Origin of the sequence: Trichococcus flocculiformis, assembly GCF_963662535.1 — a bacterium.
Lineage (GTDB): Bacteria > Bacillota > Bacilli > Lactobacillales > Aerococcaceae > Trichococcus > Trichococcus flocculiformis.
Genome location: NZ_OY759718.1, coordinates 1,004,161 through 1,028,703 on the forward strand (window position 1 = coordinate 1,004,161; position 24,543 = coordinate 1,028,703).

The window sequence follows — 24,543 nt, forward strand, 5'->3', positions numbered from 1 at the left end:
CATTCAAGGATGATCCGTTAGCCCGCGCGTGTTTCGAAGGCTGGCCGACCGGTGAAAAGGCCCACTATCTTTTCTGGATCGCACACGCAAAACGTCCCGATACCCGGAAAAAAAGGATTGCCGAAACGTTGGAACGGGCACAAGCCAAAAAAAAGCCATCCCCTTGAAGAGGATGACCGAGCTTGATGCGGTAGACAGTCTACAGCAGCTCCTGCGCCAACAAGGAATAGGTTTTGAGCCGCGCCTTTTGGGAATGCGGCATGCTGATGATCATCGCTTCGTCGAAACCGTACTGTTCCTGCAGATTCAGCAATGTTTCTCCGGCTTCTTTCGCGGTCCCGATAATATGCGTCTTGCGGATGTCGTTGATAAGCTGCTTCTCGATTTCCGTCAGCGGGTAAGCGGCGGCTTGTTCCGGGGTCATCAGGTGGTTGCGCATCATTCCGCGGAAAAGCTGCATCTTGAAGATTGCATACGGCAACTCTTCGTAGAGCGCTTCTTCGCGCGTATCCGCGACGATGGCATGGAAAGCGACGCTGATCTGTTTTTCGGGCATGGCTGCGGATGGGGCAAAATTCTTCTTGTAGAGGTCGAAAATACTTTTATCAAGCGTCCCGGTGAAGAACTGCGCGAATGAATAGCCGACGCCCATTCTGCCGGCCTGGACGGCACTGTTTCCGCTCGAACCCAATAACCAGGTCTGCGGAACGGTCACGTCTACAGGCGCCGCAGGAGTGTCCCGGTAAAGTGGATCCTGGGGTTTCCGGTCTTCCAAAAGATCCAATATCGTCCGCAGTTTTTCGTAATGATTCTCCAATTGGGGCGGGTTGCCTTGCGCTAATGCGTACATGGACTGACGATCGCCTCCGGGGGCACGGCCCACGCCCAAATCGATCCGGCCGGGTGCAAAGCCGGACAGTGTTTTGAAGACTTCCGCGATTTTCAAAGGGGAGTAATGCATCATCATGACGCCTCCGGTTCCGACACGGATCCGATCCGTTGCGGCCGCGATGAAGGCGGCGATGATTTCGGGCGCGGCGCTCGCCATCAAATTGCTGCCGTGATGCTCGGCGAACCAAATGCGTTCGTACCCGAGGCTATCGCCTAAACGGGCGAGTTCTTTGGCGTTCTGCAGGGACTGCTCGGCGTTGCCGCCTGCTGTGATGTGGACTTGGTCCAAGATGCTGAGTTTCATAATTTCCTCCGATTCTTTATTCTGAATACATTTGTGCAAATGATTTCCAAATTATTGATAGATTGACTATAACAAACCCAGCCGCTTGGGACAAAGAATTGGCTTTTGAATTGTAAGCGGGATAGGGTGGTCACAAAAGAAAAGGAAGTGGGTAAATGAGCCTCATTCATCATATCGAAATCAATGTCAGCGATCTGACGGCCAGCAAGCAATTGTGGTCGTGGCTGCTGGAAAAGCTGGGCTTCAGCAAATACCAGGAATGGGAGCAAGGCTTCAGCTACAAGGAAGATGATACATACATCGTCTTCGTCCAGACAGCCGAACGTTTCCTGGATGGATCCTATCACCGCGGACGGACCGGATTGAACCACCTGGCCTTCGCTGTAGACACAAAGCATCAAGTGGACGAACTGTACAAAGAACTGCAAAGTCGCGGCATCCCGTTGCTGTATACCGAAAGACATCCTTTCGCAGGCGGAAAAGAACACTACGCCGTCTTTTTCGAAGACCCCGATCGGATCAAAGTCGAGGTTGCAGCAAGATCCCCATTCGGACAAACGAAGCACATCCATTAATGGCGAAAATTTAAATTACAGAAAGTGGGAAAGGCTATGGAAATCGGGATCATTGTCCACTCCTTGACGGGAAATACCTTGTCGGTAGCGGAGCGGCTGCAGGAAAGGCTGGCGGCTGACGGGCACGACGTGGAGATCGAACAGCTCAAGACCATCGGAGAGGAAAAAACAAACGAGAACAACAGCGCGAACATCACACTGAAGTCCTATCCGGATCCGCAGGCGCACGATCTCCTGATCATCGCCGGACCGGTCAGAGGAGCTTCCGCTTCCCCTGTACTGAAGCACTATTTTTCGCGGGTCGGCCAATTCGAGAACAAGCCCATGCTCCTGTTCGTGACCGAGTTCTTCCCTTTCCCGTGGATGGGCGGAAAAAATGCCTTGAAGCAGATGACGGCACTTTGCGATGAACACGGCGCCGACGTCATCGGCAGCGGCGTCATCAATTGGAAGAATCCTCACCGCGAAAGGCAGATCACGGATTTGCTGCAGCAGTTCAGCGATTTGGCAACGGGGATGGACCAAAAAATCAAATAACTGCGCTGCGCAAGATATCCGGAAAGGGGCATCAAGAGATGATTACCATCTTCAATCCCGAGGAACAGAAGTGGCCAATCAAGGTGTGGCTGGAGAATGAGGAACAAATCGGTGAGGACTGTCTGCAACAAGCGAAGAATCTGTCTAATCTACCGTTTCTGCATCAATGGGTTGTACTGATGCCGGATACGCATTCCGGCTACGGCATGCCGATCGGGGGCGTCATCGCTGCCGAAAAGGTCATCATTCCGAATGCGGTCGGGGTGGATATCGGCTGCGGGATGAGTTTTGTCCAGACGAACATCCCTGTCGAACGGCTGATCGAAATCGAGACGCCGAACGGGAAGCTGGCCCAGGCGATCGCGGGCGACATCCTGCGGAATATCCCGACCGGCTTCGAGCACCATAAGAAAAAACAGCAATGTGAATCGGTCGCCCGCTTCCTTGAGGGAATGACACCCGAGGAAAAGGACACGATGCCGCAGGAATTGATGAAGGAACTGGACGATGCCGCCTATCAAGTCGGCACGCTCGGCAGCGGCAACCATTTCATCGAACTGCAGACGGACGACCAAGGAAAGCTTGGCATCATGCTGCATTCCGGGTCGCGCAATCTGGGCTTCAAAATCTGCCATTATTTCAACGATCTGGCCAAGGAAGTGAACAAACAGGAGCAGTCTCCGGTCCCTCCCGAGTGGGATCTGGCCTATTTTTCCACCGAAAGTGATCTCGGGAAATTGTACCTGCGCTGGATGAAATTGGCGATGGATTTCGCCGAAGAAAACCGCAATCAGATGATGGAGAAGGTACTCGATATCGTCCGACTCTGGGTGAAAAAGTACGCCGGCATCAACCACTTCAAGTTATCGGATGCCGTCCACTGCCACCACAATTATGCCGCACTGGAGGAACACTACGGCAAAGAAGTCTGGGTCCACCGAAAAGGGGCCATCCGCGCCGGTGCAGGCGAAATGGGCATCATCCCGGGCGCGATGGGAACCTATTCCTATCTGGTCAAAGGCAAAGGCAACCCGGAAAGCTTCCTTTCCTGTTCGCATGGGGCGGGCAGACGCATGAGCCGTTTGTATGCCAGGGAACAGTTCAGTGTCCAGGACACCATTCTGGATTTGAGGGAATTGGGCGTCTTTCTCGCGAAAGCCAAACGGACAGACGTCGGCACGGAATCGCGTTTTGCCTACAAGGCCATCGACTTTGTGCTCTCACAAGAACTGGATCTCGTCGAACCGGTCCGCCGCCTCAAGACCGTCGCAGTAGTCAAGGGCTGAAAAGAAAAGAGGGACAAAAATGGAACTGCAGGAAAGGTACATCGCGGCCGGCCTGAAACATATCCCGCCGACCGAAAAAGATGGAGTGGAAAAGGCCATGCGCCGCATCATCGCGGAGCGGCTGCAGGAACGAGGCAATGCTTCCGAAGAGACGGAACGCGAAGTGTTGAGAGGATTGGGGAGTCCAAGGATTCTGGCTGAAAAGCAATTGAGGGAACCGCCTCACCTGATCGGTCCGGAACTGTACGGCACCTACTTTTTGATCGTAAAGATTGTCATGATTGTGGCGGTCATCGGCACGCTGATCGGGAATACAGTCGATTTCATCGTCAATGATGTGGAATTGCTGCGTTATTTCGCCATAAGTTTCGCGACGGCCATCAGCGCGGCAATCGGGGCTTTCGGATGGGTGACGCTCGTGTTCGCCATCATGGAAAAGACCGCAAAACAGAAGATACTGACGGAAATCCAGGAAGACTGGAGCCTGGCTGATCTGCCAGAGAAAGAAAAGCCGCAGAAACCGTTCAGCAGAGTCGGGGTCATCATCGGCATCATCTTTACGGTGCTGTTCATCATCCTCGTCAACCAATACAGCCAGCTGCTGGGATTCTACTATACGCTGGACGGCAGCATCCAGGAAATGATTCCGATGTTGAATCAGGAAGTGTTCCGCAGTTACTTGCCTTACATCAACGGCATGCTGGTGCTGCAATTGCTGTTCTCCGCCAGCAAACTCGTTTTCAGGAAGTGGACCTATCCGGTCGCGACCGCCAATCTGATTTTGAATGTACTTTCGTTTGTATTGTTGTGGTTCATCCTTCAAGATACAGCCATCCTGAATCCGGAGCTCGTCACGAAAATCGGCGAAGCCACGGATGGGCAACGCGTCCTCAATACTGCATTCAACTCGATCAAAGCCGTCTTCCTGTTCATCTTCCTGCTGGACTCATTCGAAGGTTTCCATGATGCCTACAAAAACAGCAAAAAGCCGGCTTGAACCGGTAAACTATTACGGCCGGTATGTGAAAAACAGAGCGGATGGTCTATAATGGGAATGCAAATCGGTATTTTTGGAGGGAACAACTGAATCATGGAACAAACAACAGCTAAAGAATACATCCTTTACAACGAAGTCACGAACGAATACCTGACGCGCGTCACCTTCATGGGCAGCACCGTCTACAAGACGACGACGCTCGACTTGGCGCTGCGTTTCTCTGAACAGGACAAGGAGAGCCTGGAAGCGATGGGAGCCGGCGATCCGGAAAAGGTGCTGAACAACATCGAAGCGACGGCTTTCGGAAACGACAGCGATGTGAAGGAAACATACAGACTGTCCAATCTGAGCTTCCTGTCGATCAACGACTTGACGCCGGAGGAAAGGGCGGCCTTCGATCAGGAAATCGAAGAAGGTAAAAAGAAAGCAGCCCGGATCCACTGCTGCCGGATCGTCAGCAGATAAACCGCCAAGTCGGAACAAGCAGCAATCAATCAAATCAGTCATTATTCAGGACAGAGCAGTAGGCAAATTTTCAGGTCAGGTTGCACAAGCCAGCCCCGTAAAAAGGTTGCTGCTGACTTCGAATGACACTCCTCGGCGATTGGTCGGGGAACGCCACCGAAAAGGCAAAAACACGGGCGTTATGCAATCCTATTGCATAGCGCCCGTGTTTTTATTTGATTCAATTTATTTATTTACTAGTAGCTACTTCGATTTTTGCTGTTTTCTTGACAGTCGTCACATTGCCCAACGGCAGGACTTCTTCGCCGTAGACTTCGTTCAGAACTTGTGCCAAAGCGCCGTAGATGGCTGAGAAGCCGCAGAAGATGCCTTCGTAACCCGCGATTGTAGAAATCATTTCATTGCCCGTGAAGTCTCCCAAAGCAAGCAGGAAGAAAAGCAGTGTCAAAGAACCGAAGACGACCTGCAGGTTTTTGCTGATGCGCAATGTTCCGACGAACATGCCCAACGTGAAGAATCCCCACATGAACAGGTAAGCAGCCATGGATTTAGCTGAAGCCGCTTCGCCCATGCCAAGACCAGGCATAACGAGCGTTCCGACAAGGGAAAGCCAGAAGAAGCCGTAAGAAGTGAAGGCAGTTGCGCCGAAAGTATTGTTTTTCTTGAATTCCATGATTCCGGCAATGACTTGTGCCATGCCGCCGAAGAAAATGCCCATAGCCAAAATCATCGTGTTCATCGGGAAGTAACCTGCATTGTGGATGTTCAACAGGACTGTTGTCATTCCGAAGCCCAATAAGCCAAGTGGCGCTGGATTAGCAGTGAATTCTTTCAAGCTGACGATTGTGTTGTTCTGTGTATTTGATGCGTTTTTCATTAGTAGTCCGTTCTCCTTTGATTTCAAATCTGAAAATAATATCAGGGTGATTATATACATATTGCTTGCTGTCGTCAATCTGTTTCGTTGAAAGTACACCAAAAGTTCATTTTTGATGCGACGGCAAGGCGCTTTTGTGTAAGCGTTATTTACGTTTGAGTGTTGTTATGAAGTGATTCTGCAGAGAAAATAATAAAACGATTTTGAGGAATTCGAAAGGATGGAAGAGAAAATGATAGCGATAAAGAAAATCATTGCGGTCGGTGGGGTACTGCTCGGGACTGCCGGCATAGTTCATGCCTATCTGCGCACGGCGCCTTCGAAGGCCGCCAGGGAATTTACCGATTTGGCGGAGGATTTGTTGAAGGGAACGGAGCCGGCAAAAGGTCGCTTCACAGAAGCGGACATTGCGACGCTGCCTGGTCCTGTCCGACGTCACCTACGCCGTTGCGGTCATCTTGGGAAACTGAAAATGGCCTACATGAAGGTGGTTTTTCCTGATGTCGCCTTTTCGCTCGGGAAGGGAAAAAAGCCCATCAAGATCGCCTACACACAGTATAATTTTGTGAACGGACCCGACCGCATCGCCTACATCGACAGTTCACTCTATGGCGTACCTTTCGAAGGTGTGGATGCCTATGTCGACGGCAAAGGCTCAATGAAAGGGATTTTGGCAAAAAATATCACATTGTTCGACATTGACGGAGAAGCGATGGATAAGGCCAGTTTGGTGACGTTCCTGTCCGAGTGCCTCTTCGTTCCTAATGCGGCTCTTCAGGACTACATCCGCTGGGAGGCAATCGACGCGCACCATGCCAAGGCGGTGATTACGGCATACGGTACCACTGCGGAAAGGGATTTTCACGTTCAATGAAGATGATGAGATGATAGCCTTCACGACCGATGATCGGGAAGCAACGACGATGGATGGGAAAAGCGAAAAAGTCAGATGGTCGGCCATCTGCGGCGTGTACAAGGAAATCAACGGTATCCGTCAGCCGACAGAACTGAAGGCGGTCTGGCACTATGATGAAGGGGATTTCACTTATTTTGATGCGAAAGCTGCGATGATGAGTTATGACAAATAAGAATGAATGGAATGAATGGAAAGGATTGACGGAAGCGGAAGCGGCTGAACGGAGAGTCCGATATGGACCAAACGCGCTGCCGGTACCGAAGCATCGCCTCCTTGGTCTGATTGCAAGGCAATTCCGCGGCATCTTCAATCTGATGCTGCTGATTGCGGCGGGCGTGACCTTTTCTTTGGGTGAGCCGATCGATGGTGCCTTTATCTTGTTGTTTGTGTTCCTTGGGACAGCACTCAACGTCTATCAGGAGCACAAATCGAATCAGGCGGCCGATAAGCTGAAAGCCTATCTGCTGAGCACAATTACGGTAATCAGGGCCGGAACGGAAAAGGAAGTGCCGACCGAAACGTTGGTGCCCGGGGACATCCTGAAGCTTGAGTCGGGCGATATCGTGCCGGCTGACGCCATTGTCCGCGTTGCCCGTGATCTTCTGGTCGATGAAACGACCTTTACGGGTGAGTCCATTCCAGTTACGAAACGGGCGTCCGCGTCAAGCGCAACTGCCGCTGATGAAGAAGAGCATCTGCTGCAAGGGATTGTGATTGTGCGGGGAAATGCTTTGGCTGAGATTACGGCGATCGGACAGGAGACGCAATTGGCTCATATCGCTACGACGGCATCAACCGTCCAGGCGGAGAGTGAACTGGTCAAGAGTGTGGACAAAATCAGCAACTTCATCATGAAAGTGACGCTACTGACGCTCGGATTCGTCGTGGTGGCGAACATCCTGATCGAAGGCCGGCAGGCGGATGTCACGGGCCTAATGATCTTCGCGATTGCGCTGGCCGTATCGGCCATACCAGAAGCTTTGCCTTTGGTGCTGACGTTCTCGCTTTCACGGGGAGCCTTAGAATTCGCCAAACGCGATGTCATCGTCAAGCGGCTTTCTGCGGTCCAGGACTTGGGATCCGTCAATCTCTTGTGCACCGACAAGACCGGCACAATCACGGAAAACCATCTTGTTTTCAGTGCTTCCTATCCAACGGCGGGGTCGCCTTACGATCCGTTGGTTTTGGCGCGGTTGGCCGCCATCAATCTGCATGAGCGGATACCGGAACCTTTCGACCGTGCAAGCGATGAGGCCCTCACGCAAGCGCAACGGCAGATTGTGGAGCGCTACAGTCTCGCGCAGGAGGAGGCCTTTGACCCGGCGCTGCGCAGCAATGGTGCGATCGTGAAACAGGCGGACGGCAAAACGCTGCATATCCGCCGCGGGAGCCCGGAATATTTCTTCGGAGAAGGACTCATTCCCCGCGATGCAGCTGCGGAATGGCTGCAATCGGAGGAAGAAAAAGGGCACCGGGTACTGGGCGTGAGCTATGATGACGGCACCGGTGCGCATTTCGGCGGATTTGTCTCTTTTGTTGACCGCATCAAGGATTCCACTATTGCGACCGTAGCCGCCGCAAAACAGATGAATGTCGCCATTACGGTCATCACCGGAGATGCCCTGAAAGTTGCCGAGGCAGTCGGAAGGGAAGCCGGTTTGGTGACGGAGAGCGCTGAAGTCACGGAGGCAGCCAACTTTTTGACATTACCACTGGCCGAAAGGAAGAAACGTCTGTCTTCAATTCGCGTCTTTGCCCGGACGACACCGGAGCAAAAACTGGAACTAATCCAATTGCTGAAAGAACAATTCACAGTCGGCTATTTGGGTGAAGGGATCAATGATGCACCGGCCTTGAAGGCGGCGCACGTGTCGATGGTCGTGCAATCGGCGGCCGATGTCGCCCGCGAGACCGCTGATATCGTATTGCTTCAGAACGATCTGCGGGTAATCGTCGAAGGCATCCGCTTTGGGCGGGAAACGCACGCCAATACGATGAAATACATCCGCGCCACTTTGATCTCGAACTTCGGTAATTTCTATGCGGTCGCCATCGGCTCGCTCTTCATCAGCTTTTTGCCGATGCTGCCGAAACAGTTGCTGCTCCTGAATCTGCTTTCCGATTTTCCGATGATGGCCATCGCCTTTGATCGCGTATCGGCTCAGGAAGTAGAACGACCGCAGCGGTATGATCTGCATTCCCTCTACATCATTTTCGTCACGATGGGGCTCGTCAGCACGGTCTTCGATTTCATCTGCTTCGGGCTGTTCTATCGGATTTCCCCGGCAGTGCTGCAGACCAACTGGTTCATTGCCAGCGTGTTGACGGAGATATTATTGATGTTGTCGATCCGCTCCTTGGCTCCGATCACCAAGGCCGGCTGGCCGGCGCCGTCGATCGTGATCCTTTCGGTGATCGCCATGGCACTTGCCATCGGATTGCCGATGATTCCCGCTACTGCCGCCTTCTTTGAATTCCAGCCGCCGACAATGGCGCATTTGGGGATCATTTTGGGGATCGCCGTTTCTTATCTTGTCGTCACGGAACTCGTCAAACGTCCGTTGTCTGGGTTCGTCAGTAAAAGATAGAACCTAAAAAGGCTGATTCCGCGTGGAATGCAGCCTTTTCGGGTGTGGATCATATGCAACGCGGGATTAATTTCCCTCTGTCCGCAGCATCAGCACGCCTCCAATGATGAAGAGGAGAGAAATACTGGCGAGTCCATTGCGTGAGTCACCGGTCAATTGGCTCGTGAGCGCATATAGCGCCGGACCCATGATGGCGGCAAATTTGCCGAGGATATTGTAGAAACCGAAAAATTCATTGGCGTTCTCCTTCGGCACAAGCTTGGCGAAATAGGAACGCGACAGTGCCTGGATACCGCCTTGCGAAGTTGCGACCAGCGCAGCGAGGATCCAGAATTCGACAGCAGTGGTCATCCGGAAAGCCAGCAGGCAGGCAAACAGATAAATGACGATGCCCACCAAAATCATTTTTTTACTGCCGAAGCGCTTGGCCAGTACTCCGTAGAGGATCGTGAAAGGAAAAGACAGGATCGGGATCACCAGCACGGCGATCATCAGCACATCAGACACGACCCCGATACTGTCGCCGAAGACAGCTGCCATGTGGATGATTGTGTTCAGCCCATCGATGTAAAAGAAGTAGGCGATCAGGAACAGGAACATCTTCTTGTGGCTGCGGATTTGGTGCAGAGTTTTGTTAAGGCGGGCGAAACTGTCATGGATGATGTGTTCGCTGGCCGGGACAAAATAGCGCTGTTTCACATTGCGCAGCATCGGGATCGTGAAGACGATCCACCAAAAAGCTGTGAACAGGAAGGAGGCTTTGATGGCAGTCGTCCTGGGAATGCCGATTTTCTCTCCGAACATGATCAGAAGGATCGAAAGCACAAACGGAATCGTACTGCCCCCGATGTAACCCATCGCAAATCCGTAAGTGGACACCCGATCCATCCGATCCTCTGTCGCGACATCCACCAGAAAGGCGTCATAGAAAATGTTAGCGCCCGAAAAGCCGATTGTCGTGAGCATATAAAAGGCAAGCAGCAGGCGCCAATCGTCCGTGAAGCTCAGTGCGGCTGTAGCGACAACACCGATCAGGAAGAAACTTTTGAACAGCCGCATTTTCCATTTCGGATAATCACCGATCGTACCGAGGATCGGGGCGAATACTGCTATAGCCAAAGTCGCGGCAGATGTCGCATAGCCCCAATAAGAATCCGCCAAATTCGGGGCTATGCCTACGCCGGTAGTGATCGATTTATAAAAAAGCGGCAGAATAACCGAGGAGATGATTATGGAGTAGGCGGAATTTGCCCAATCGTACATGATCCAACTTTTTTCCTGCAACGAAAAACTTTTCAACATGGCTTCCGCCTCCGATCATAAAAGGTGATAACGCTCTCATTTGCTTGTAATTTATTTATATCAGTTGTTGGGTGATAGCACAAGCCCCAAACCAGTCAAGCAGCCTATCTTTTCGGGAAAAAAGAAAATCGTGGTAAAATTCAGCTATAGAGAACAGAATGGGGGAAGGGAAGTCATGGCCAAATATGAACGCCCGGAATACACAGTACTGCTGTCTGAGGAGCCGTTCGAATTGCGGGAATACCGCGATTTCTACATCGTGGAATATGACAATGCCGCTGATCCGGGTGTTGACAGCGGATTCGGCACCTTGTTCCGCTACATTTCAAAAGACAATCAGGCCAATCGAAAAATCAGCATGACTGTACCGGTTATCCAGGAAATGTCGGAAGAACGCACGAAGATGGCATTTGTTGTCCCTAAGGCGGAATGGGAGGATATTCCGCAGCCCAACAGTCCTGCGCTGACCGTAAAAAAATTCGCCAACGGCCTTTTTGCGGTCATCCAATACGGCGGTTATTCGAATGATCGGAAAGAGCGTGACATGCTGGAGAAGCTGGCGCAGTGGGTGCAGGAGAAAAATTACCAGCCTGCTTCGAACTATATGCTGGCGTCCTTCAACGCCCCGTTCGTGCCGCCGATGTTCCGGCATAACGAAATCATGGTGCGGGTCGCAACGGAACAGGAGGCTACCAAGTAAATACTGGACAATTCGGTGTTCCTTTTGTATCGTATCGGGGGAACACATTTAGCAAAAGGGGATAAATGGATGAAAAATTTAAGAAGCGTCATGAAGGGCTTGTTCGCACTTTTGGCGATCATTCTGGCCGTATGGGTCAATGGTGTCGATTCGCTTTTCGAGGAACAGACAACGGACTCTTCGATCAGCATCACCGCCAGCAGCTCGCAAGCAATTGAAGAAGGCATCCAAGAAACTAGCCCACAAAATGAGACGCAGGAATCGGCCGAAATAGTAACCAGCAACAGTGTCACGGAAGGGCAGTCCTATTCCACGAAAGACGAAGTGGCGGCCTACATCCACGAGTTCAACGAGCTGCCGCCCAACTATCTGACGAAGGATGAAGCCGAAGCATTGGGCTGGGATAACTCTGAAGGCAACTTGTGGGAAGTGACGGATGGGATGTCCATCGGCGGTGATTTCTTCGGCAATCGGGAGGGACTGCTTCCGAAGAAATCAGGCAGGACCTATTATGAGGCCGACATCGATTATGACGGCGGCTACCGCGGGGCGGAGCGCATCGTATACTCGAATGACGGACTGATTTTTTACACGGATGATCATTATGAATCGTTCGAACAGCTTTACGGGGAGGGGGATTGATTGAAGATGGAAATCATCCGTTTGGAAGGCAGGGAAATGACCGGCCGAAAAGCAACGCATGCCTATCTGAAAAAGAAATTGCACCTCCCCGAATATTACGGCAATAACCTGGATGCCTTGTGGGATTGTCTGACGACCGATTTTTCCGGGAAAATGATCATCCTGAATGATCCGCAAACCGTTAAAAGCCAACTCGGCGACTACGGATACTCCTTGGTGAGCTTGTTCAAGGAAGTTGCCGCAACCAACTCCGCCATCCGTTTGATCCTGGCCTACCCACTCCGAAGTTGATCCAAACCAACGAGCTGGGCAATACCCGATTGTCAACCTAAAACTAAGGCTCAAAGCAAAAAAAGACGATTCGTACAGAATCGTCTTTTTTTGCGGTTTTGTCAATTTCTGAACGAAAAATTCTTTCCTTGATTGTCAACCAGGCGTATAGTTGACTGTATGGGGTAGACAAGTCAATGGGGTGATCAGATGGAAAAAAGGAAAGTCAGAGTCTACATCGCAGCCAGTCTGGATGGCTACATCGCGCATTCGGACGGAAATATCGATTGGCTCGAAAGTGTCGCCAGACCGGATGAAGATTACGGTTATGCCGCTTTCATCAAAACGATAGACACAGTCATCATGGGGCGGAAGACCTACGAAAAAGTGCTGTCTTTCGGCGGGGAGTTCCCGCATGCAGGCCGGGAATGCTATGTACTTTCCCGGGCAGAACGCACTCCTGATGGTCAGGTCCATTTTTACAGCGGACCGGCAGAAGAGCTGTTGGATCAGATCCGGAGCAAACCCGGCAAGGACATCTTTATCGATGGCGGGTCCGAAGCGATCGCCCTGTTCCGTGAAAAGGGGCTGATCGACAGCTACACCATATCCATCATCCCGATGCTGCTCGGCGAAGGCATTCCGTTGTTCAAAGAGAACGACAAGGAGCAACCTTTGAAACTGGTGGAAGCAACCACATTTGATTCAGGTTTGGTTCAGCTCAGTTACGAACCAAACAATTGATAAGAGCTTACCAGCTCAGACATACTTGCTGCCTTCCCTGATGCTCAGGTTGGAAAGATCATTCTTATGTGCGGAAAGGAAGGCGCGCACCCAATCGGGATTCGTTTTGCTGAAATCGCGCAGGCACCAACCGATGGCTTTATTGATGAAGAATTCCTTTTGGTTCAGATTATTTTTGATTATTTCTTCCAGTAAAGCGGTATCCGTCTTTTCTTTGAAGCCGAGTTGATGATCGATGGCAACGCGACGCAGCCAGATGTCATCCGCCTCGCTCCATTCCAACAGGATCGGCTTGCATTCCGGATAGCGTTGGACGATCGATCCGACAACCCCGTCCAAGCCATCGACGGTATCCCACCAAGATTTTGTCTGGATGTATTGCTTCAACTTAGGCAAGTCTTCCGGACCGAGGCAATCCTGAATCGCCAAAAGATAGTCGACGCCGGCATACTGGAATTCACGTTCATCCCGTTTGAAGCATTGGTCGACGAAATCGAAGTCGACGATCTTTTCTTTTTTTGCGGTCGCAAGAAATTTTTTATAGGCTGCTTTCCGCGGACCCGTTGGAATGCCCAGGAACGGGAATTGATTCCGCATATAGGCCGACATCTGGGGGGCGCGTTCTTCATCGCGCAACGCCAGCAAAGATTCAAAAATGCCATCATACCGCATGGTGTTAACCTGCCTTTCTGAGGTGGATGCGACTCATAAGTCACTCATCATGATTACTTTAGAATAGTTTCGGGGAAAGTGCAATCATGATCTCAAGGAGGATATTATGGAAATAAAAAGGAAAGCCAGCTGGATCCGAAATTGGCTGATCGGACTGGCTGTAGTTATTGTGATTGCGGCAGGTTCATTCTTTTGGTACGTCAGTGACTACTACAAAGCAACGGCGGCTGCGATCAAGGCGCTGCAGTCGGATGGATCGGTCACCATCACCGAAACCGATGACGCGATCACCTTTGCGCCGAATGGAGAAGATCCGGAAGAAGGCGTCATCTTTTATCCGGGCGGAAAGGTGGAAGCGGAAGCCTATGCACCTTTGCTGCGCAGCTTGGCCGAAGCGGATTTATTGGTGGTCATCGCCAAGATGCCGTTCCATTTGGCGGTTTTTGACGCGGACGCGGCCGAAGCAATCATGGAACAGGAAGTTAGTGTGCAGGATTGGTATCTTGCCGGTCATTCTTTGGGCGGTGTTATGGCCTCCAGTTTTGCGGCCGATCAAACTGATAGAGTCGACGGCCTGATTTTCCTGGCATCCTATCCGTCCAATGATTTGACTGATGCGCCGTTTTCTGCGCTCTCCATCTATGGTTCGGAGGATGAAGTTTTGAGCCGTGAAAGCTACGATGAAGCGCAAGCGAAGTTGCCGGATGACTATACGGAAATCGTGCTGGATGGCGGCAATCATGGCCAGTTCGGTGATTACGGCCTACAGGAGGGCGATGGCACGGCAACCATCAGTGCCCTTCAACAGCAACAGCAGACGGTCGAGGCCATCACAGCATTCATCGGAAACAGCCACCAGCAATAATGCAGCGGATCAAACAATACGTGAGATTTGCATGAAGGGAAGACAAATATGACAGAAATAACGATGGCGAAAATGAGCCAATTATCGGAAACACAAAAAGAGGATGTCAGAAAAATTTTCGTCAGCAGCTACTATAAGGACATGAAGACGTTGCATCGCGACACCGAGCGCCTGCTTGGTGGATTCCGCAGGCTGCTGCAGGAGGACTTGATCCGAGTTGCGATGGACGGGGAGCGCCCGGTCGCGATGGTGGGCTGTTCAACCAACCAGCGTCGTGCGATGGAAGTCAACAAAGAGGATTTCCTGGCTAATTTCGGATTTCTCTGGGGACATGTCGGTTATTTCAGTTTTCGCAAAGAATACGGGGAGCCATTGGACATCGACGATGATACGCTCTATTTTGAATGTGTAGCTACCAACGAGGCAGACCGGTGCCAAGGTGTTGCCGGACGGATGCTGCTTAAGCTGATCGAAACGGAACCTTACGAAACCTTCGCTTTGGATGTCGTCGACAGTAACGGACGGGCTCAAAGTGTTTACGAAAGGATTGGCTTCCGCGAAGTGCATCGCAAAAAATCCTGGATCGGAAAAATTTTCATGGATTACTCGGAAAGCATCTGGATGAGCCGTCCGAAGCATTTGCCGAATCCATCGGAATGATGAGGAAGTCAAAAATTCAATTAGACAAACAGGGCCGGCTTTGATATAGTAATACAGATAGTAATCACATTCATTGATGAAGAAAGTACTTCGAGCAATGTTCACAGCGAGCGGGGAAGGTGGAAGCCCGCAACGGAGTGAAGAAGGAAACGCACTTCAGAGAAAATGACTTGAAAACAGGCGCGGTCCTCTGTTCAACGGACGGATCGGGAAAGAGTCTGCGAGTAGCGTCGTTCGGTTTAGCCCCGTTAACGGTTCAAAAGGATAAACTAATCAGAGCCCATCTGTGTTGCTTTATCGAATTAGAGTGGTACCACGGATGTTCGTCTCTATTTTGCCAGGGCAGAATAGGGGCTTTTTTTATCGTTATCGCAGATTTGCGGTACCTACTGGAAGATAAGTGATCCATTCACCGTGTGGATAGGCAGAGGCATATAATAAAGGAGCAGAAAAATATGGACTATAAAAAGATTGTTGCTGAAGAGATTCAAAAGCTGGTACCGGAGCATTTAAGCTACGACCAAGTGTACCAATTGCTGGAAGTACCTAAATATACAGAACACGGGGACGTTGCATTTCCGGCATTCGCACTGGCGAAAGCACTGCGCAAAGCACCGCAAGCAATCGCGGGAGATTTGGCGGCACAACTGAACCATCCTTACATTGCGAAGGTAGAAGCAGTAGGCCCGTACGTCAACCTTTTCCTTGAAAAAGCAGCCGTTACAAATGCAGTCCTGCATGAAATTGCTGCCGAGAAGCATGCATTCGGAACAGCCGATATCGGCAAAGGCGGCAATGTTCCGATCGATATGTCCTCGCCGAATATCGCGAAACCGATCTCGATGGGCCATTTGCGTTCAACAGTAATCGGAAATTCTTTGGCCAACATCATGAAAAAAGTCGGCTTCAACCCGATCAAAATTAACCACTTGGGCGACTGGGGAACGCAATTCGGCAAGTTGATCGTCGCCTACAAATTGTGGGGCAATGAGGAGAAAGTCAAAGCTGAGCCGATCAACGAGTTGCTGACTCTGTACGTCCGTTTCCATTCGGAAGCAGAAACAGACGATACTTTGAACGACGAAGCCCGCGCCTGGTTCAAGAAATTGGAAGACGGCGATGAAGAAGCTTTGCATCTTTGGGAGTGGTTCCGTTCCGAATCGCTGCAGGAATTCATGAAAATCTACGATATGTTGGGGATCACGTTCGATTCCTTCAACGGCGAAGCTTTCTATAATGACAAGATGGATGAAGTCGTTGAGCTGTTGGACAAAGCCGGCATCCTGACCCAGGACCGCGGAGCAACCATCGTCGATCTGGAAAAATACAACTTGAATCCGGCTTTGATCAAGAAATCGGACGGCGCGACGCTGTACATCACCCGCGACTTGGCTGCGGCGATTTACCGCAAACGCAATTATGATTTTGCGATGTCCCTGTATGCAGTCGGCAATGAGCAAAGCAACCATTTCAAACAACTGAAAGCCGTTCTGAAAGAACTCGGCTATGATTGGGCAGAAAACATGCACCACATCCCATTCGGTCTGATCACACAAGGCGGCAAAAAATTGTCGACGCGCCAAGGGAAAGTCATCCTGCTTGAGGAAGTCCTGAATGAAGCGACCGAGCTTTCCTTGAAACAGATCAACGAGAAAAATCCGACACTGGAAAATAAAGAAGAAGTCGCCAAAGCAGTCGGCATCGGTGCCGTCGTTTTCCACGACCTGAAAAATGACCGTCTGAACAATTTCGACTTCGATTTGGAAGAAGTCGTGCAATTCGAAGGCGAAACAGGCCCATACGTACAATATACAAACGCACGTGGCTTGAGCATCCTGCGCAAAGCGGCAGTTGAACTGGACACGACCGAAGCTGCTGATCTTGGTTTGGATGACGCGTACGCATGGGAAGTCGTGAAACTGTTGAACAGTTTCCCTGAAATCATCCAACAAGCCTACGAAAAATTCGAGCCATCCGTGATCGCGAAATACACGCTCCACTTGTCCCAAGCATTCAATAAATACTACGGCAACACAAAAGTGCTTGTCGAAGACGACAAACGCAACGCCCGTCTGGCTCTTGTACAATCCGTAGCCACAGTCCTGCAAGAAGGCCTAAGACTCCTAGGAGTCCAATCCCCAGAAAAAATGTAGGATACGATGAATCCCGGGTAGAAATCGAGCACTAAGGGGACAAACACAAAGCGGACGTTTTTTGTCCGCGTGGGGTTGTCAACTTAGGCGGAGATTTCTGGGATTCAGAGTTCGACTAAGTAGAGCGAGATGAAAAGCGTTTAGATACCCGGACGTTGGAGCAAATAACGAAGTGAACCTCTTTTGTTCACTACGTAAGGAGGCACTGTGACCGTACCGGTCAAGTGTATCATGTCTCTAAGCGATTAAAAATCGCAAGAGCCATGACAAAACGGGAGTGGTATCTGCTTTTCAGAACGCGTTTTCGTAGGATACGATGAATTGCTCACCCCCTGCAATTCAGAGTTCGACTATGTAGGATACGACAAAAACCAAAATCGCCTAAAATTATGCACATAGTTTTAGGTTTTTTGATTTTCATTGAACAATTAAAAAAGAAAGAAGGGATAATCCGTGGATATCTACAGGAAGCTCATGGCTGATGAACGTGTCATTTACCTCATGAAAGGAACCCTGGTGGGTTTATCAGCCGGTTTTATTGTTAGTCTATTCAGATTAGGCATTGAATTTATTTTAGAAACAGTGATCGAAGGCTATCATTTCATGCAGGAACAGCCAATCTGGCTCATCCCTTGGGTAATTTTTTCAGTGACAGCCGCGCTCATCGTCGGAAAACTTGTTAAAAGCGAACCTAACATCAAGGGCAGCGGCATTCCGCAAGTTGAAGGGCAAGTACAGGGGCTCATCAGCTTAAACTGGTGGCCAGTACTCTGGAAAAAATTCATCGGCGGTCTACTGGCGATCGGATCCGGCCTTTTTTTAGGAAGGGAGGGCCCGTCCATCCAACTGGGATCCGCAGTGGGGCAAGGCATCAGCAATCTCACAAAGGGGGATGATGTCGAAGAAAAAATCCTTCTTTCGAGCGGTGCCGGTGCCGGTTTGGCCGCAGCTTTCAATGCTCCTTTGGCAGGACTGATGTTTGTCCTGGAGGAGGTCCATCATAATTTTTCTCCCTTGTTGGCCATCACGACCTTCTCTTCGGCGCTTGTGGCAAATTTTGTGTCCCTTAATATCTTCGGGTTGACTCCGGCGTTGGATATCGGCATGATGAACACGATCCCGATCGCCTACTATGGTTTGGTTATTGGTTTAGGCATCTTTCTAGGATTGAATGGCTGGCTCTACACCAAAGTAGTCTTGGTATTGCCTAAACTGTATGGCAGGTTGCCATTCATCCCAGCTCGGTATAATGCAATCTTGCCATTCCTACTGGTCATTCCGATAGGCTATTTTCTTCCCCAGGTCATCGGAGGTGGCAGCGAGCTGATCTTGCATTTGAGCAGATGGCAACTCTCGTTAGGGATATTGATTGGCCTCTGGGTTTTGCGCTTTGTATTTTCGATGATCTCTTATGGAGCGAATGTTCCTGGCGGTATTTTTCTGCCGATCTTATCATTGGGGGCGATTTTGGGCGCCATCTACGGAAAAGCGGCTTTGGCTCTGCTGTCGTTCGATCCGCAATATTTGCCGCACTTCATTATTTTTGCGATGGCTGGTTATTTCACAGCCATCGGAAAAGCCCCTTTGACTGCCATCATTTTGGTCACGGAGATGGTCGGCGGGATGAATCAGTTGATGCCTCTTGCCATTTGTTCATTCAGCGCCTTTGTCACTGCGGATCTGTTGGGAGTGGATCCTATCTATGAGAGCCTTTTGGAAAGGCTGATCGCTTCACATGACAGCAAGCGCAATGGGAAAAAATATCTGTTTGATCTACCGGTCAGAGCTGAAAGTTATTTTTCCAGCAAAGAGATACGTGATGTCCGTTGGCCTGAGGATGTGTTGGTGACATCGATCCGAAGAGGCCAGCAGAATGTTGTGGCAACCGGGAAAACAGTTATGCAAACGGGCGATGTGCTGCATGTTTTGACGGATCTGGGCTTGGCCAAAACCGTTCAGGAAGAACTGAAGCAATTGGAAAAGAGACAAATTTTCGACACTTGATCCATCGGGTGGGTTTTTTCTTGAAAATATGCTATCCTTATATTGAATTTTGTAAAAGTCGGTGCATCGTAAGCCTTGATAGAGGGGGTTTTGTAAAATGGGAAGAATTTCAGACATTACATTGACCAACCAGCCGGAACAGCGCATCATTTCCATCAAAACGGAAACAACGCTAAAAAATATGCAGACGAAGATAGAGGACTGCCGCGAAAAAATCATGACCTATCTGAATTTGTTGGAAGAACTGCCTGCAGGACCCTGCCTCACGATTTATTACTCATTCACGAAGCAAAACGTCGAAATCGAAGTCGGCTATCCGATCGCAAAAATGTTGCCTCCGCAAGATGACATCCGTATGTCCATAATTCCGGCAGGGAAACGGATATCCTGTCTGAACATCGGTCCTTATAATGAAATTCCCAAGATTTATCAGGAAATGGACCAGTGGTTAGCGGTACATGATTTCGAAACGAACGGCATCTCCTATGAAACCTACTACAACGGCGGAGGCTTCACACCGCAAGAATACTTGACCAAAATCGAATTGCCTATCCAAGAGGCAGATGAAAACTAAAAATTATAGTAACAAAAGAGCGAGCCGTCGAATAGACGGCTCCACTTTTTTGGAAAGGAAAAAAATATGCAACAAAACAAACAGCCAGCAATGGCGGAAAACAAGATGGGTGTTATGCCCGTCAACAAGCTACTGATCTCGATGTCCGTGCCGATGATGATTTCGATGCTGGTGCAGGCCTTGTATAATGTCGTCGACAGCATCTTTGTGGCCCAGATCGGAGAAAAAGCACTGACGGCCGTATCCTTGGCGTTCCCGGTGCAGAACTTGATGATCGCTTTGGCGGTCGGGACCGGGGTCGGTATCAATGCCTTGGTTTCCAGACGCCTTGGCGAAAAAAATTACGAGGCCGCAAACAGTACGGCCGATAACGGCATCTTTCTGAATGCTATGCATTTCCTGTTGTTCTTGGCGTTGGGATTGTTTTTCATCCCGCTTTATTTCTCCTTCCAGACGAAGGATGCAGAAATCATCGCCTACGGAATCGATTACCTGCAAGTCATCTGTGTTTTCTCATTCGGGATCTTTATGCAGGTCAGCATGGAACGCCTGCTGCAGTCGACAGGCAGAACCATGTATACGATGACTACCCAAGCGACAGGCGCCATCCTGAACATCATCTTGGATCCGATCTTCATCTTCGGCTGGTTCGGTGTTCCGGCAATGGGGACAAGGGGCGCTGCGATCGCAACCGTAATCGGACAGATAGCCGCGGCTTCATTGGCCTTCTTTTTCAATGTCCGTTTCAATAAAGAAATCACATTATCGTTTAAAGGGTTCCGCCCGGATATGCAAACGATCAAAAAAATCTATTCCATTGGCGGCCCGTCAATTCTGATGCAAGCTGTCGGCTCCTTCCTGAATTTGAGCCTGAACAATATTCTGATCCGCTTCACACCGACAGCGACTGCTGTTTTCGGCGTCTACTTTAAGCTTCAAAGCTTCATCTTCATGCCGGTTTTCGGCCTGAACAATGGGATGGTTCCGATCATCGCCTATAACTACGGTGCAGACCAAAAAGAACGGATCAAGCAGACCATCAGCTTGTCGAAAAAATATGCGATGGCGATCATGTTCATCGGCGCCGCCATTTTCTTGCTGATTCCCGGAACACTGCTGCAATTATTCAATGCATCCGATGAAATGCTGGAAATCGGGATACCGGCTTTACGGATCATCAGTCTCTGCTATGTTTCTGCGGGATACAACATCGTCTCCGGTTCCGTGTTCCAGGCCTTCGGAAGAGGCGGCCTGAGTCTATGGGTCTCCATGATCCGCCAGGTCGTGGTGCTGTTGCCGGCAGCCTACCTGCTTTCTTTGTTGGGGGACGTTGCGTTTGTCTGGTGGGCGTTTCCGATTGCGGAAGTCTTTGCGCTGGTCATGAGCATCTATTTCAACAAGAAAATCGACAGAGAAGTCATCGCGAACATCTATCCGCATACAATTGGGGATGCTATCCCAGAAAAGTAAGAAAAGCGAAAGCCTTGCAGAGCCGAAGTGGTTCTGTGGGGCTTTTTTTATGGATTCATTTTAGGGCGGGCTTTTGTTTCCGGAAAAGTGTCCGGCTTTACTTTTAATCCTCGGAATCCTAAAATGAAGGAGACAGAGGGATGTTTGAGAACAGGACGGAGGGGTTTCAGTGAAGATCGGAATCATCGGAGCGACAGGCAGACAAGGCAGGCTTATTTTGGAAGAAGCGCATGCCCGGGGACACGAGGTGACGGCTATCATCCGGAATCCCGCCAAGCTCGCCGATAAAGATGTAGCCATCATCGAGCGGGATATCTTCGATGTACAGGTGGAGGATCTGAAAGGGTTCGATGTGATTGTGGATGCTTTCAATGCGCCGGAGGGGATGGAAGAGGAGCATGTCACTTCGCTGCAGTCCTTGATCGATGAATTGGAGCACCTGCCGGAAACGCGTCTGATAGTCGTAGGCGGCGCCGGCAGCCTTTACGCAGATCCCGGAAAAACGATCCGGGTGATGGAAACAGCCAATTTCCCCGAGGCTTTCAAACCGACTGCGAAAAACATGGCCAAGGCCCTCAGCCTACTGAAGGAAAGCAAGGTCAATTGGACATATCTTTCGCCATCCGCTTATTTTGACCCGAACGGCAACCGGACCGGAAAATACGCTGAAGGGGCAGAAACGCTGCTGCTGAACAGCGAAGGCGAGAGTTATATCAGTTACGCGGATTATGCGATCGCACTGGTGGACGAAATCGAAAGGCAACGGCATCTGAGACAACGCTACACAGTCGTCGGCGAACGGCAGTAAGTTCTTGCGCTGACAAGCACGACAAAGCAGATCAGGAGGGGAATTCATGGAAACATTGGATTTGATCATCGATTTTCATAAAAACAACCCGCGCCAAGGCCCCGGCAGCCAACAGAGCACCATCAAAGCCCTGCAGTTTCTGCCGCAATTGACTCCGCAAGCACAACTGCTGGACGTCGGCTGCGGTACCGGTGCGCAGACAATGGTGCTGAGTGAACAGACGCCTGCCCACATCACAGCGGTCGACAGCAGCAAAGAATTTTTGAGCATACTCAAACACAAAGCCCTGCAACAAGGCATCACGAACCGGTTGACGGTCAAGGAAATGGACATGGAACAGCTGGCTTTTGCACCCGAATCAGTGGACGTCATCTGGGCGGAAGGCGCCATCTACAACATTGGTTTTTCCAGAGGCATCCGAGAGTGGCGTCCGTTGCTGAAAAAAGACGGCTACTTGGTCGTTTCGGAAATTTCCTGGCTGACGCCGCAACGCCCGCAGATTGTGGACAAATATTGGACCGAAGTTTACTCGGAAATGGGGACGATCGCGGAAAAGACCGCCCAGATTGAGGAGGCCGGCTACATCCCGCTGGCACATTTCGTCCTGCCTGAATCGGATTGGACAAGCCACTACTACCATTACTATGAAAGCAATGAAGCGGCATTCCTGGAACGGCACGGCCACAGCGAGGACGCAAAAGCTTTGGTGGAAGAGAACCGCCAGGAAATGAGACATTTCGAAAAATACAGCGCCTACTACAACTATGTTTTCTACATTATGCAGAAAAGATGAAAAAATCGAGGAGCCTTGTCCAAAGAATGGACAGGCACCTCGATTTTTTACTTTGTCAAGAATGTCTTGTAAGTTCGGTCAATGAAAGTGGCTCCTATAGGTGCGGTCAGGATGATCGCCAAAACGGCGACGCTCAAAATGATACTGCCTGCTTCGACTCCGGCAGCCAAAGGAATCGATCCGATGGCAGCTTGGACAGTGGCTTTCGGTGTATACGCCATAGCGGAAAAAATGCGTTCCTTTGTATTCAGATTTGTACCTGAAACGGCCAGAATGACCGCCACCATCCGGAAAAATAAAGCCCCGAAAATCAAAGTAACAGCTGCGAAACCAACACCGCCCAAGGCCGAAATATCAACGGCTGATCCAACCAACACGAATAGGAAGATTTCGGCTGCAGACCAAATTTTGGCGAATTTATCATTCAGACGTTTGGCCAATTCCGGACGTCTTTTCAATAAAGTCGCTCCGACAGCCATGACGCCCAACAAGCCGGAAAACGGAATGAATTTTGCCAAGGAATCCTCAGCCGTCACCAACAGGAAGCTGGCGCTCAGTACCAGCATCACTTTCATCGTATCTCGGATGTGGAATGTTCTGAAGAGAAAGACCAATCCCAAGCCGACCAGTAGGCCGCCGAGCAGACCCAACGCGATCGAAACCGGAACGGAAAGCAGCGTAATTGCCTGGAACCCGCTGCCTGTGTACATGCCCATGAATGAGGTAAACAGCACGATGACATAAACATCATCAACGGAAGCACCCGCCAGAATCATCTGTGGAATCCCTTTAGCCTTGCCGTAGCCGCTTTCGATCAACATGATCATACGCGGGACAACGACAGCCGGTGATACTGCACCCAGAACAGTACCAAGGATGGCGGCCTCCAATAACGTGATGCCCAATAATTTCGGCGCCAACAAGGTGACAGCCAAGATCTCGAAAGTTGCAGGCAAAAAGGTCATCAAGATAGCCGGGCGGCCGATTTTCTTGAGATCGCCCAGCTCCATGGTCAAACCTGCCCGGACGAGAATGACAATCAGAGCAATTTTTCGGATGTCCGCAGAAATGGCCAACAATTCCGGCGCCATAAGGTCCATGCCAAAAGGACCCAAGAGGATACCGGTCAAAATCAAGCCCAACAAGCCTGGCAGTTGCAATCGGATAAAGAGCGAACTGAGCAGAAAACCAATTATGAGAATAAGAGCGATACTGTAGATCAAAACGTGCACCTCCAAATTTTTCCACTAAAAAAGCTGACGACGGACTGCGCCTATTGCGCAGAAGTCATCAGCTTATATAAGCGGTTTAAGCGATTTGCTTCGGGAGACATTCATTCCCGTTAGTATAGGTAATATGATAGCATGTTTTCGGAAGACCGACAAGCTGAAAGAGGACGCCACATTCTTGTTTTGGCGCTATTCCCATAACTTATTATCCTGTTATGGGA

At 50.3% G+C, this 24,543-nt stretch carries 25 protein-coding genes, 1 pseudogene, 1 riboswitch and 1 other annotated feature; of the genes and pseudogenes, 21 read left to right on the forward strand and 5 right to left on the reverse strand.

The features are described 5' to 3' along the window. Nucleotides 1–5: 5 nt before the first annotated feature. Nucleotides 6–167: pseudogene (locus ACKPCD_RS05070) on the forward strand (YdeI/OmpD-associated family protein); the annotation flags it as partial. Nucleotides 168–199: 32 nt separating this feature from the next. Here the strand turns inward: ACKPCD_RS05070 and ACKPCD_RS05075 are convergent. Further along, entirely contained in the window at nt 200–1,195 is a 996-nt protein-coding gene (locus ACKPCD_RS05075; RefSeq protein ID WP_119094099.1) for an MsnO8 family LLM class oxidoreductase, read from the reverse strand. Nucleotides 1,196–1,350: 155 nt separating this feature from the next. On the opposite strand from ACKPCD_RS05075, the gene ACKPCD_RS05080 reads away from it, so the two are divergent. The 5 genes from ACKPCD_RS05080 (at nt 1,351) to ACKPCD_RS05100 (ending at nt 5,055) form a co-directional block, all read left to right on the forward strand. Then, entirely contained in the window at nt 1,351–1,770 is a 420-nt protein-coding gene (locus ACKPCD_RS05080; RefSeq protein ID WP_119094100.1) for a VOC family protein, read from the forward strand. Between the two features lie 36 nt (nt 1,771–1,806). Continuing rightward, nucleotides 1,807–2,307: a flavodoxin family protein gene (locus ACKPCD_RS05085; protein ID WP_086990184.1), complete on the forward strand. Its 501-nt coding sequence runs from the start codon at nt 1,807–1,809 to the stop codon at nt 2,305–2,307. A 38-nt stretch (nt 2,308–2,345) separates the two neighbouring features. Then, nucleotides 2,346–3,593: an RtcB family protein gene (locus ACKPCD_RS05090; RefSeq protein ID WP_321434190.1), complete on the forward strand. Its 1,248-nt coding sequence runs from the start codon at nt 2,346–2,348 to the stop codon at nt 3,591–3,593. Between the two features lie 19 nt (nt 3,594–3,612). Beyond that, entirely contained in the window at nt 3,613–4,590 is a 978-nt protein-coding gene (locus ACKPCD_RS05095; protein ID WP_321434191.1) for a hypothetical protein, read from the forward strand. Nucleotides 4,591–4,683: 93 nt separating this feature from the next. Beyond that, nucleotides 4,684–5,055, forward strand: a complete 372-nt coding sequence (locus ACKPCD_RS05100; protein ID WP_276648206.1) for a hypothetical protein — start codon at nt 4,684–4,686, stop codon at nt 5,053–5,055. A 229-nt stretch (nt 5,056–5,284) separates the two neighbouring features. Here ACKPCD_RS05100 and ACKPCD_RS05105 read toward each other — a convergent pair whose 3' ends face one another. Next, nucleotides 5,285–5,932: an acetate uptake transporter gene (locus tag ACKPCD_RS05105; RefSeq protein WP_321434192.1), complete on the reverse strand. Its 648-nt coding sequence runs from the start codon at nt 5,930–5,932 to the stop codon at nt 5,285–5,287. Between the two features lie 220 nt (nt 5,933–6,152). Between ACKPCD_RS05105 and ACKPCD_RS05110 the strand changes: the two genes are divergently transcribed. The 3 genes from ACKPCD_RS05110 to ACKPCD_RS05120 are packed head-to-tail and all read left to right on the forward strand — an operon-like array spanning nt 6,153 to nt 9,436. After that, nucleotides 6,153–6,806, forward strand: a complete 654-nt coding sequence (locus ACKPCD_RS05110) for a DUF6544 family protein (RefSeq protein ID WP_321434193.1) — start codon at nt 6,153–6,155, stop codon at nt 6,804–6,806. A 10-nt stretch (nt 6,807–6,816) separates the two neighbouring features. Next, nucleotides 6,817–7,020: a DUF6544 family protein gene (locus tag ACKPCD_RS05115; RefSeq protein WP_276644833.1), complete on the forward strand. Its 204-nt coding sequence runs from the start codon at nt 6,817–6,819 to the stop codon at nt 7,018–7,020. After that, nucleotides 7,010–9,436 carry a cation-translocating P-type ATPase gene (locus ACKPCD_RS05120; RefSeq protein ID WP_321434194.1) on the forward strand — a complete coding sequence of 809 codons (2,427 nt, stop codon included), beginning with the start codon at nt 7,010–7,012 and terminating at the stop codon, nt 9,434–9,436. Before ACKPCD_RS05115 ends, ACKPCD_RS05120 begins: the two co-directional genes overlap by 11 nt. Before the next feature lie 66 nt (nt 9,437–9,502). Here the strand turns inward: ACKPCD_RS05120 and ACKPCD_RS05125 are convergent, their stop codons facing one another. Continuing rightward, entirely contained in the window at nt 9,503–10,738 is a 1,236-nt protein-coding gene (locus tag ACKPCD_RS05125; protein WP_321434195.1) for an MFS transporter, read from the reverse strand. Between the two features lie 175 nt (nt 10,739–10,913). On the opposite strand from ACKPCD_RS05125, the gene ACKPCD_RS05130 reads away from it, so the two are divergent. The 4 genes from ACKPCD_RS05130 to ACKPCD_RS05145 all read left to right on the forward strand — a co-directional run bounded on the left by ACKPCD_RS05130 (nt 10,914) and on the right by ACKPCD_RS05145 (nt 13,094). After that, a complete protein-coding gene (locus ACKPCD_RS05130; protein ID WP_321434196.1) occupies nt 10,914–11,438 on the forward strand; it encodes an SOUL family heme-binding protein in 525 nt (174 codons plus the stop codon). 69 nt (nt 11,439–11,507) lie between these two features. After that, complete coding sequence (locus ACKPCD_RS05135; RefSeq protein WP_321434197.1) at nt 11,508–12,080, forward strand: ribonuclease domain-containing protein; 573 nt, start codon at nt 11,508–11,510, stop codon at nt 12,078–12,080. A gap of 6 nt (nt 12,081–12,086) precedes the next feature. Then, nucleotides 12,087–12,371 carry a barstar family protein gene (locus ACKPCD_RS05140; protein WP_086943238.1) on the forward strand — a complete coding sequence of 95 codons (285 nt, stop codon included), beginning with the start codon at nt 12,087–12,089 and terminating at the stop codon, nt 12,369–12,371. Between the two features lie 189 nt (nt 12,372–12,560). Then, nucleotides 12,561–13,094 carry a dihydrofolate reductase family protein gene (locus tag ACKPCD_RS05145; protein WP_321434198.1) on the forward strand — a complete coding sequence of 178 codons (534 nt, stop codon included), beginning with the start codon at nt 12,561–12,563 and terminating at the stop codon, nt 13,092–13,094. Nucleotides 13,095–13,109: 15 nt separating this feature from the next. Here ACKPCD_RS05145 and ACKPCD_RS05150 read toward each other — a convergent pair whose 3' ends face one another. Then, the gene (locus ACKPCD_RS05150; protein ID WP_321434199.1) at nt 13,110–13,766 is read right to left on the reverse strand and encodes a DNA alkylation repair protein; all 657 of its coding nucleotides are present in this window, start codon (nt 13,764–13,766) and stop codon (nt 13,110–13,112) included. Nucleotides 13,767–13,872: 106 nt separating this feature from the next. On the opposite strand from ACKPCD_RS05150, the gene ACKPCD_RS05155 reads away from it, so the two are divergent. The 8 genes from ACKPCD_RS05155 to ACKPCD_RS05190 all read left to right on the forward strand — a co-directional run bounded on the left by ACKPCD_RS05155 (nt 13,873) and on the right by ACKPCD_RS05190 (nt 23,093). Next, the gene (locus ACKPCD_RS05155; protein WP_321434200.1) at nt 13,873–14,631 is read left to right on the forward strand and encodes an alpha/beta fold hydrolase; all 759 of its coding nucleotides are present in this window, start codon (nt 13,873–13,875) and stop codon (nt 14,629–14,631) included. A 48-nt stretch (nt 14,632–14,679) separates the two neighbouring features. Beyond that, nucleotides 14,680–15,291, forward strand: a complete 612-nt coding sequence (locus ACKPCD_RS05160; RefSeq protein WP_321434201.1) for a GNAT family N-acetyltransferase — start codon at nt 14,680–14,682, stop codon at nt 15,289–15,291. A 64-nt stretch (nt 15,292–15,355) separates the two neighbouring features. Then, nucleotides 15,356–15,625 (forward strand) — a binding site (T-box leader). Between the two features lie 121 nt (nt 15,626–15,746). Further along, complete coding sequence (argS, locus tag ACKPCD_RS05165) at nt 15,747–17,444, forward strand: arginine--tRNA ligase (RefSeq protein ID WP_321434202.1); 1,698 nt, start codon at nt 15,747–15,749, stop codon at nt 17,442–17,444. A gap of 474 nt (nt 17,445–17,918) precedes the next feature. Further along, nucleotides 17,919–19,448: a chloride channel protein gene (locus ACKPCD_RS05170; protein WP_321434541.1), complete on the forward strand. Its 1,530-nt coding sequence runs from the start codon at nt 17,919–17,921 to the stop codon at nt 19,446–19,448. Between the two features lie 97 nt (nt 19,449–19,545). Beyond that, entirely contained in the window at nt 19,546–20,022 is a 477-nt protein-coding gene (locus tag ACKPCD_RS05175; protein WP_276648416.1) for a GyrI-like domain-containing protein, read from the forward strand. A 66-nt stretch (nt 20,023–20,088) separates the two neighbouring features. Beyond that, nucleotides 20,089–21,492: an MATE family efflux transporter gene (locus tag ACKPCD_RS05180; protein WP_321434203.1), complete on the forward strand. Its 1,404-nt coding sequence runs from the start codon at nt 20,089–20,091 to the stop codon at nt 21,490–21,492. Nucleotides 21,493–21,661: 169 nt separating this feature from the next. Further along, nucleotides 21,662–22,300, forward strand: a complete 639-nt coding sequence (locus tag ACKPCD_RS05185; protein ID WP_321434204.1) for an NAD(P)-dependent oxidoreductase — start codon at nt 21,662–21,664, stop codon at nt 22,298–22,300. 46 nt (nt 22,301–22,346) lie between these two features. Continuing rightward, a complete protein-coding gene (locus ACKPCD_RS05190; RefSeq protein ID WP_321434205.1) occupies nt 22,347–23,093 on the forward strand; it encodes a class I SAM-dependent methyltransferase in 747 nt (248 codons plus the stop codon). A 47-nt stretch (nt 23,094–23,140) separates the two neighbouring features. Here ACKPCD_RS05190 and ACKPCD_RS05195 read toward each other — a convergent pair whose 3' ends face one another. Next, nucleotides 23,141–24,325, reverse strand: coding sequence for a cation:proton antiporter domain-containing protein (locus tag ACKPCD_RS05195; RefSeq protein ID WP_321434206.1), 1,185 nt, complete (start codon nt 24,323–24,325; stop codon nt 23,141–23,143). 42 nt (nt 24,326–24,367) lie between these two features. Beyond that, nucleotides 24,368–24,443, reverse strand: a riboswitch (Fluoride riboswitch). Between the last annotated feature and the right edge of the window lie 100 nt (nt 24,444–24,543).

Bases quoted from the DNA above. Each gene is read 5' to 3' on its own strand.
- ACKPCD_RS05150 (WP_321434199.1), bottom strand. From the start codon at position 13,766: ATGCGGTATGATGGCATTTTTGAATCTTTGCTGGCGTTGCGCGATGAA.
- ACKPCD_RS05190 (WP_321434205.1), top strand. From the start codon at position 22,347: ATGGAAACATTGGATTTGATCATCGATTTTCATAAAAACAACCCGCGC.
- ACKPCD_RS05130 (WP_321434196.1), top strand. From the start codon at position 10,914: ATGGCCAAATATGAACGCCCGGAATACACAGTACTGCTGTCTGAGGAG.
- ACKPCD_RS05135 (WP_321434197.1), top strand. From the start codon at position 11,508: ATGAAAAATTTAAGAAGCGTCATGAAGGGCTTGTTCGCACTTTTGGCG.
- ACKPCD_RS05170 (WP_321434541.1), top strand. From the start codon at position 17,919: ATGGCTGATGAACGTGTCATTTACCTCATGAAAGGAACCCTGGTGGGT.
- ACKPCD_RS05100 (WP_276648206.1), top strand. From the start codon at position 4,684: ATGGAACAAACAACAGCTAAAGAATACATCCTTTACAACGAAGTCACG.
- ACKPCD_RS05115 (WP_276644833.1), top strand. From the start codon at position 6,817: ATGATAGCCTTCACGACCGATGATCGGGAAGCAACGACGATGGATGGG.
- ACKPCD_RS05175 (WP_276648416.1), top strand. From the start codon at position 19,546: ATGGGAAGAATTTCAGACATTACATTGACCAACCAGCCGGAACAGCGC.
- argS (WP_321434202.1), top strand. From the start codon at position 15,747: ATGGACTATAAAAAGATTGTTGCTGAAGAGATTCAAAAGCTGGTACCG.
- ACKPCD_RS05105 (WP_321434192.1), bottom strand. From the start codon at position 5,932: ATGAAAAACGCATCAAATACACAGAACAACACAATCGTCAGCTTGAAA.
- ACKPCD_RS05145 (WP_321434198.1), top strand. From the start codon at position 12,561: ATGGAAAAAAGGAAAGTCAGAGTCTACATCGCAGCCAGTCTGGATGGC.
- ACKPCD_RS05180 (WP_321434203.1), top strand. From the start codon at position 20,089: ATGCAACAAAACAAACAGCCAGCAATGGCGGAAAACAAGATGGGTGTT.
- ACKPCD_RS05140 (WP_086943238.1), top strand. From the start codon at position 12,087: ATGGAAATCATCCGTTTGGAAGGCAGGGAAATGACCGGCCGAAAAGCA.
- ACKPCD_RS05090 (WP_321434190.1), top strand. From the start codon at position 2,346: ATGATTACCATCTTCAATCCCGAGGAACAGAAGTGGCCAATCAAGGTG.
- ACKPCD_RS05125 (WP_321434195.1), bottom strand. From the start codon at position 10,738: ATGTTGAAAAGTTTTTCGTTGCAGGAAAAAAGTTGGATCATGTACGAT.
- ACKPCD_RS05120 (WP_321434194.1), top strand. From the start codon at position 7,010: ATGACAAATAAGAATGAATGGAATGAATGGAAAGGATTGACGGAAGCG.
- ACKPCD_RS05080 (WP_119094100.1), top strand. From the start codon at position 1,351: ATGAGCCTCATTCATCATATCGAAATCAATGTCAGCGATCTGACGGCC.
- ACKPCD_RS05085 (WP_086990184.1), top strand. From the start codon at position 1,807: ATGGAAATCGGGATCATTGTCCACTCCTTGACGGGAAATACCTTGTCG.
- ACKPCD_RS05160 (WP_321434201.1), top strand. From the start codon at position 14,680: ATGACAGAAATAACGATGGCGAAAATGAGCCAATTATCGGAAACACAA.
- ACKPCD_RS05075 (WP_119094099.1), bottom strand. From the start codon at position 1,195: ATGAAACTCAGCATCTTGGACCAAGTCCACATCACAGCAGGCGGCAAC.
- ACKPCD_RS05155 (WP_321434200.1), top strand. From the start codon at position 13,873: ATGGAAATAAAAAGGAAAGCCAGCTGGATCCGAAATTGGCTGATCGGA.
- ACKPCD_RS05110 (WP_321434193.1), top strand. From the start codon at position 6,153: ATGGAAGAGAAAATGATAGCGATAAAGAAAATCATTGCGGTCGGTGGG.
- ACKPCD_RS05095 (WP_321434191.1), top strand. From the start codon at position 3,613: ATGGAACTGCAGGAAAGGTACATCGCGGCCGGCCTGAAACATATCCCG.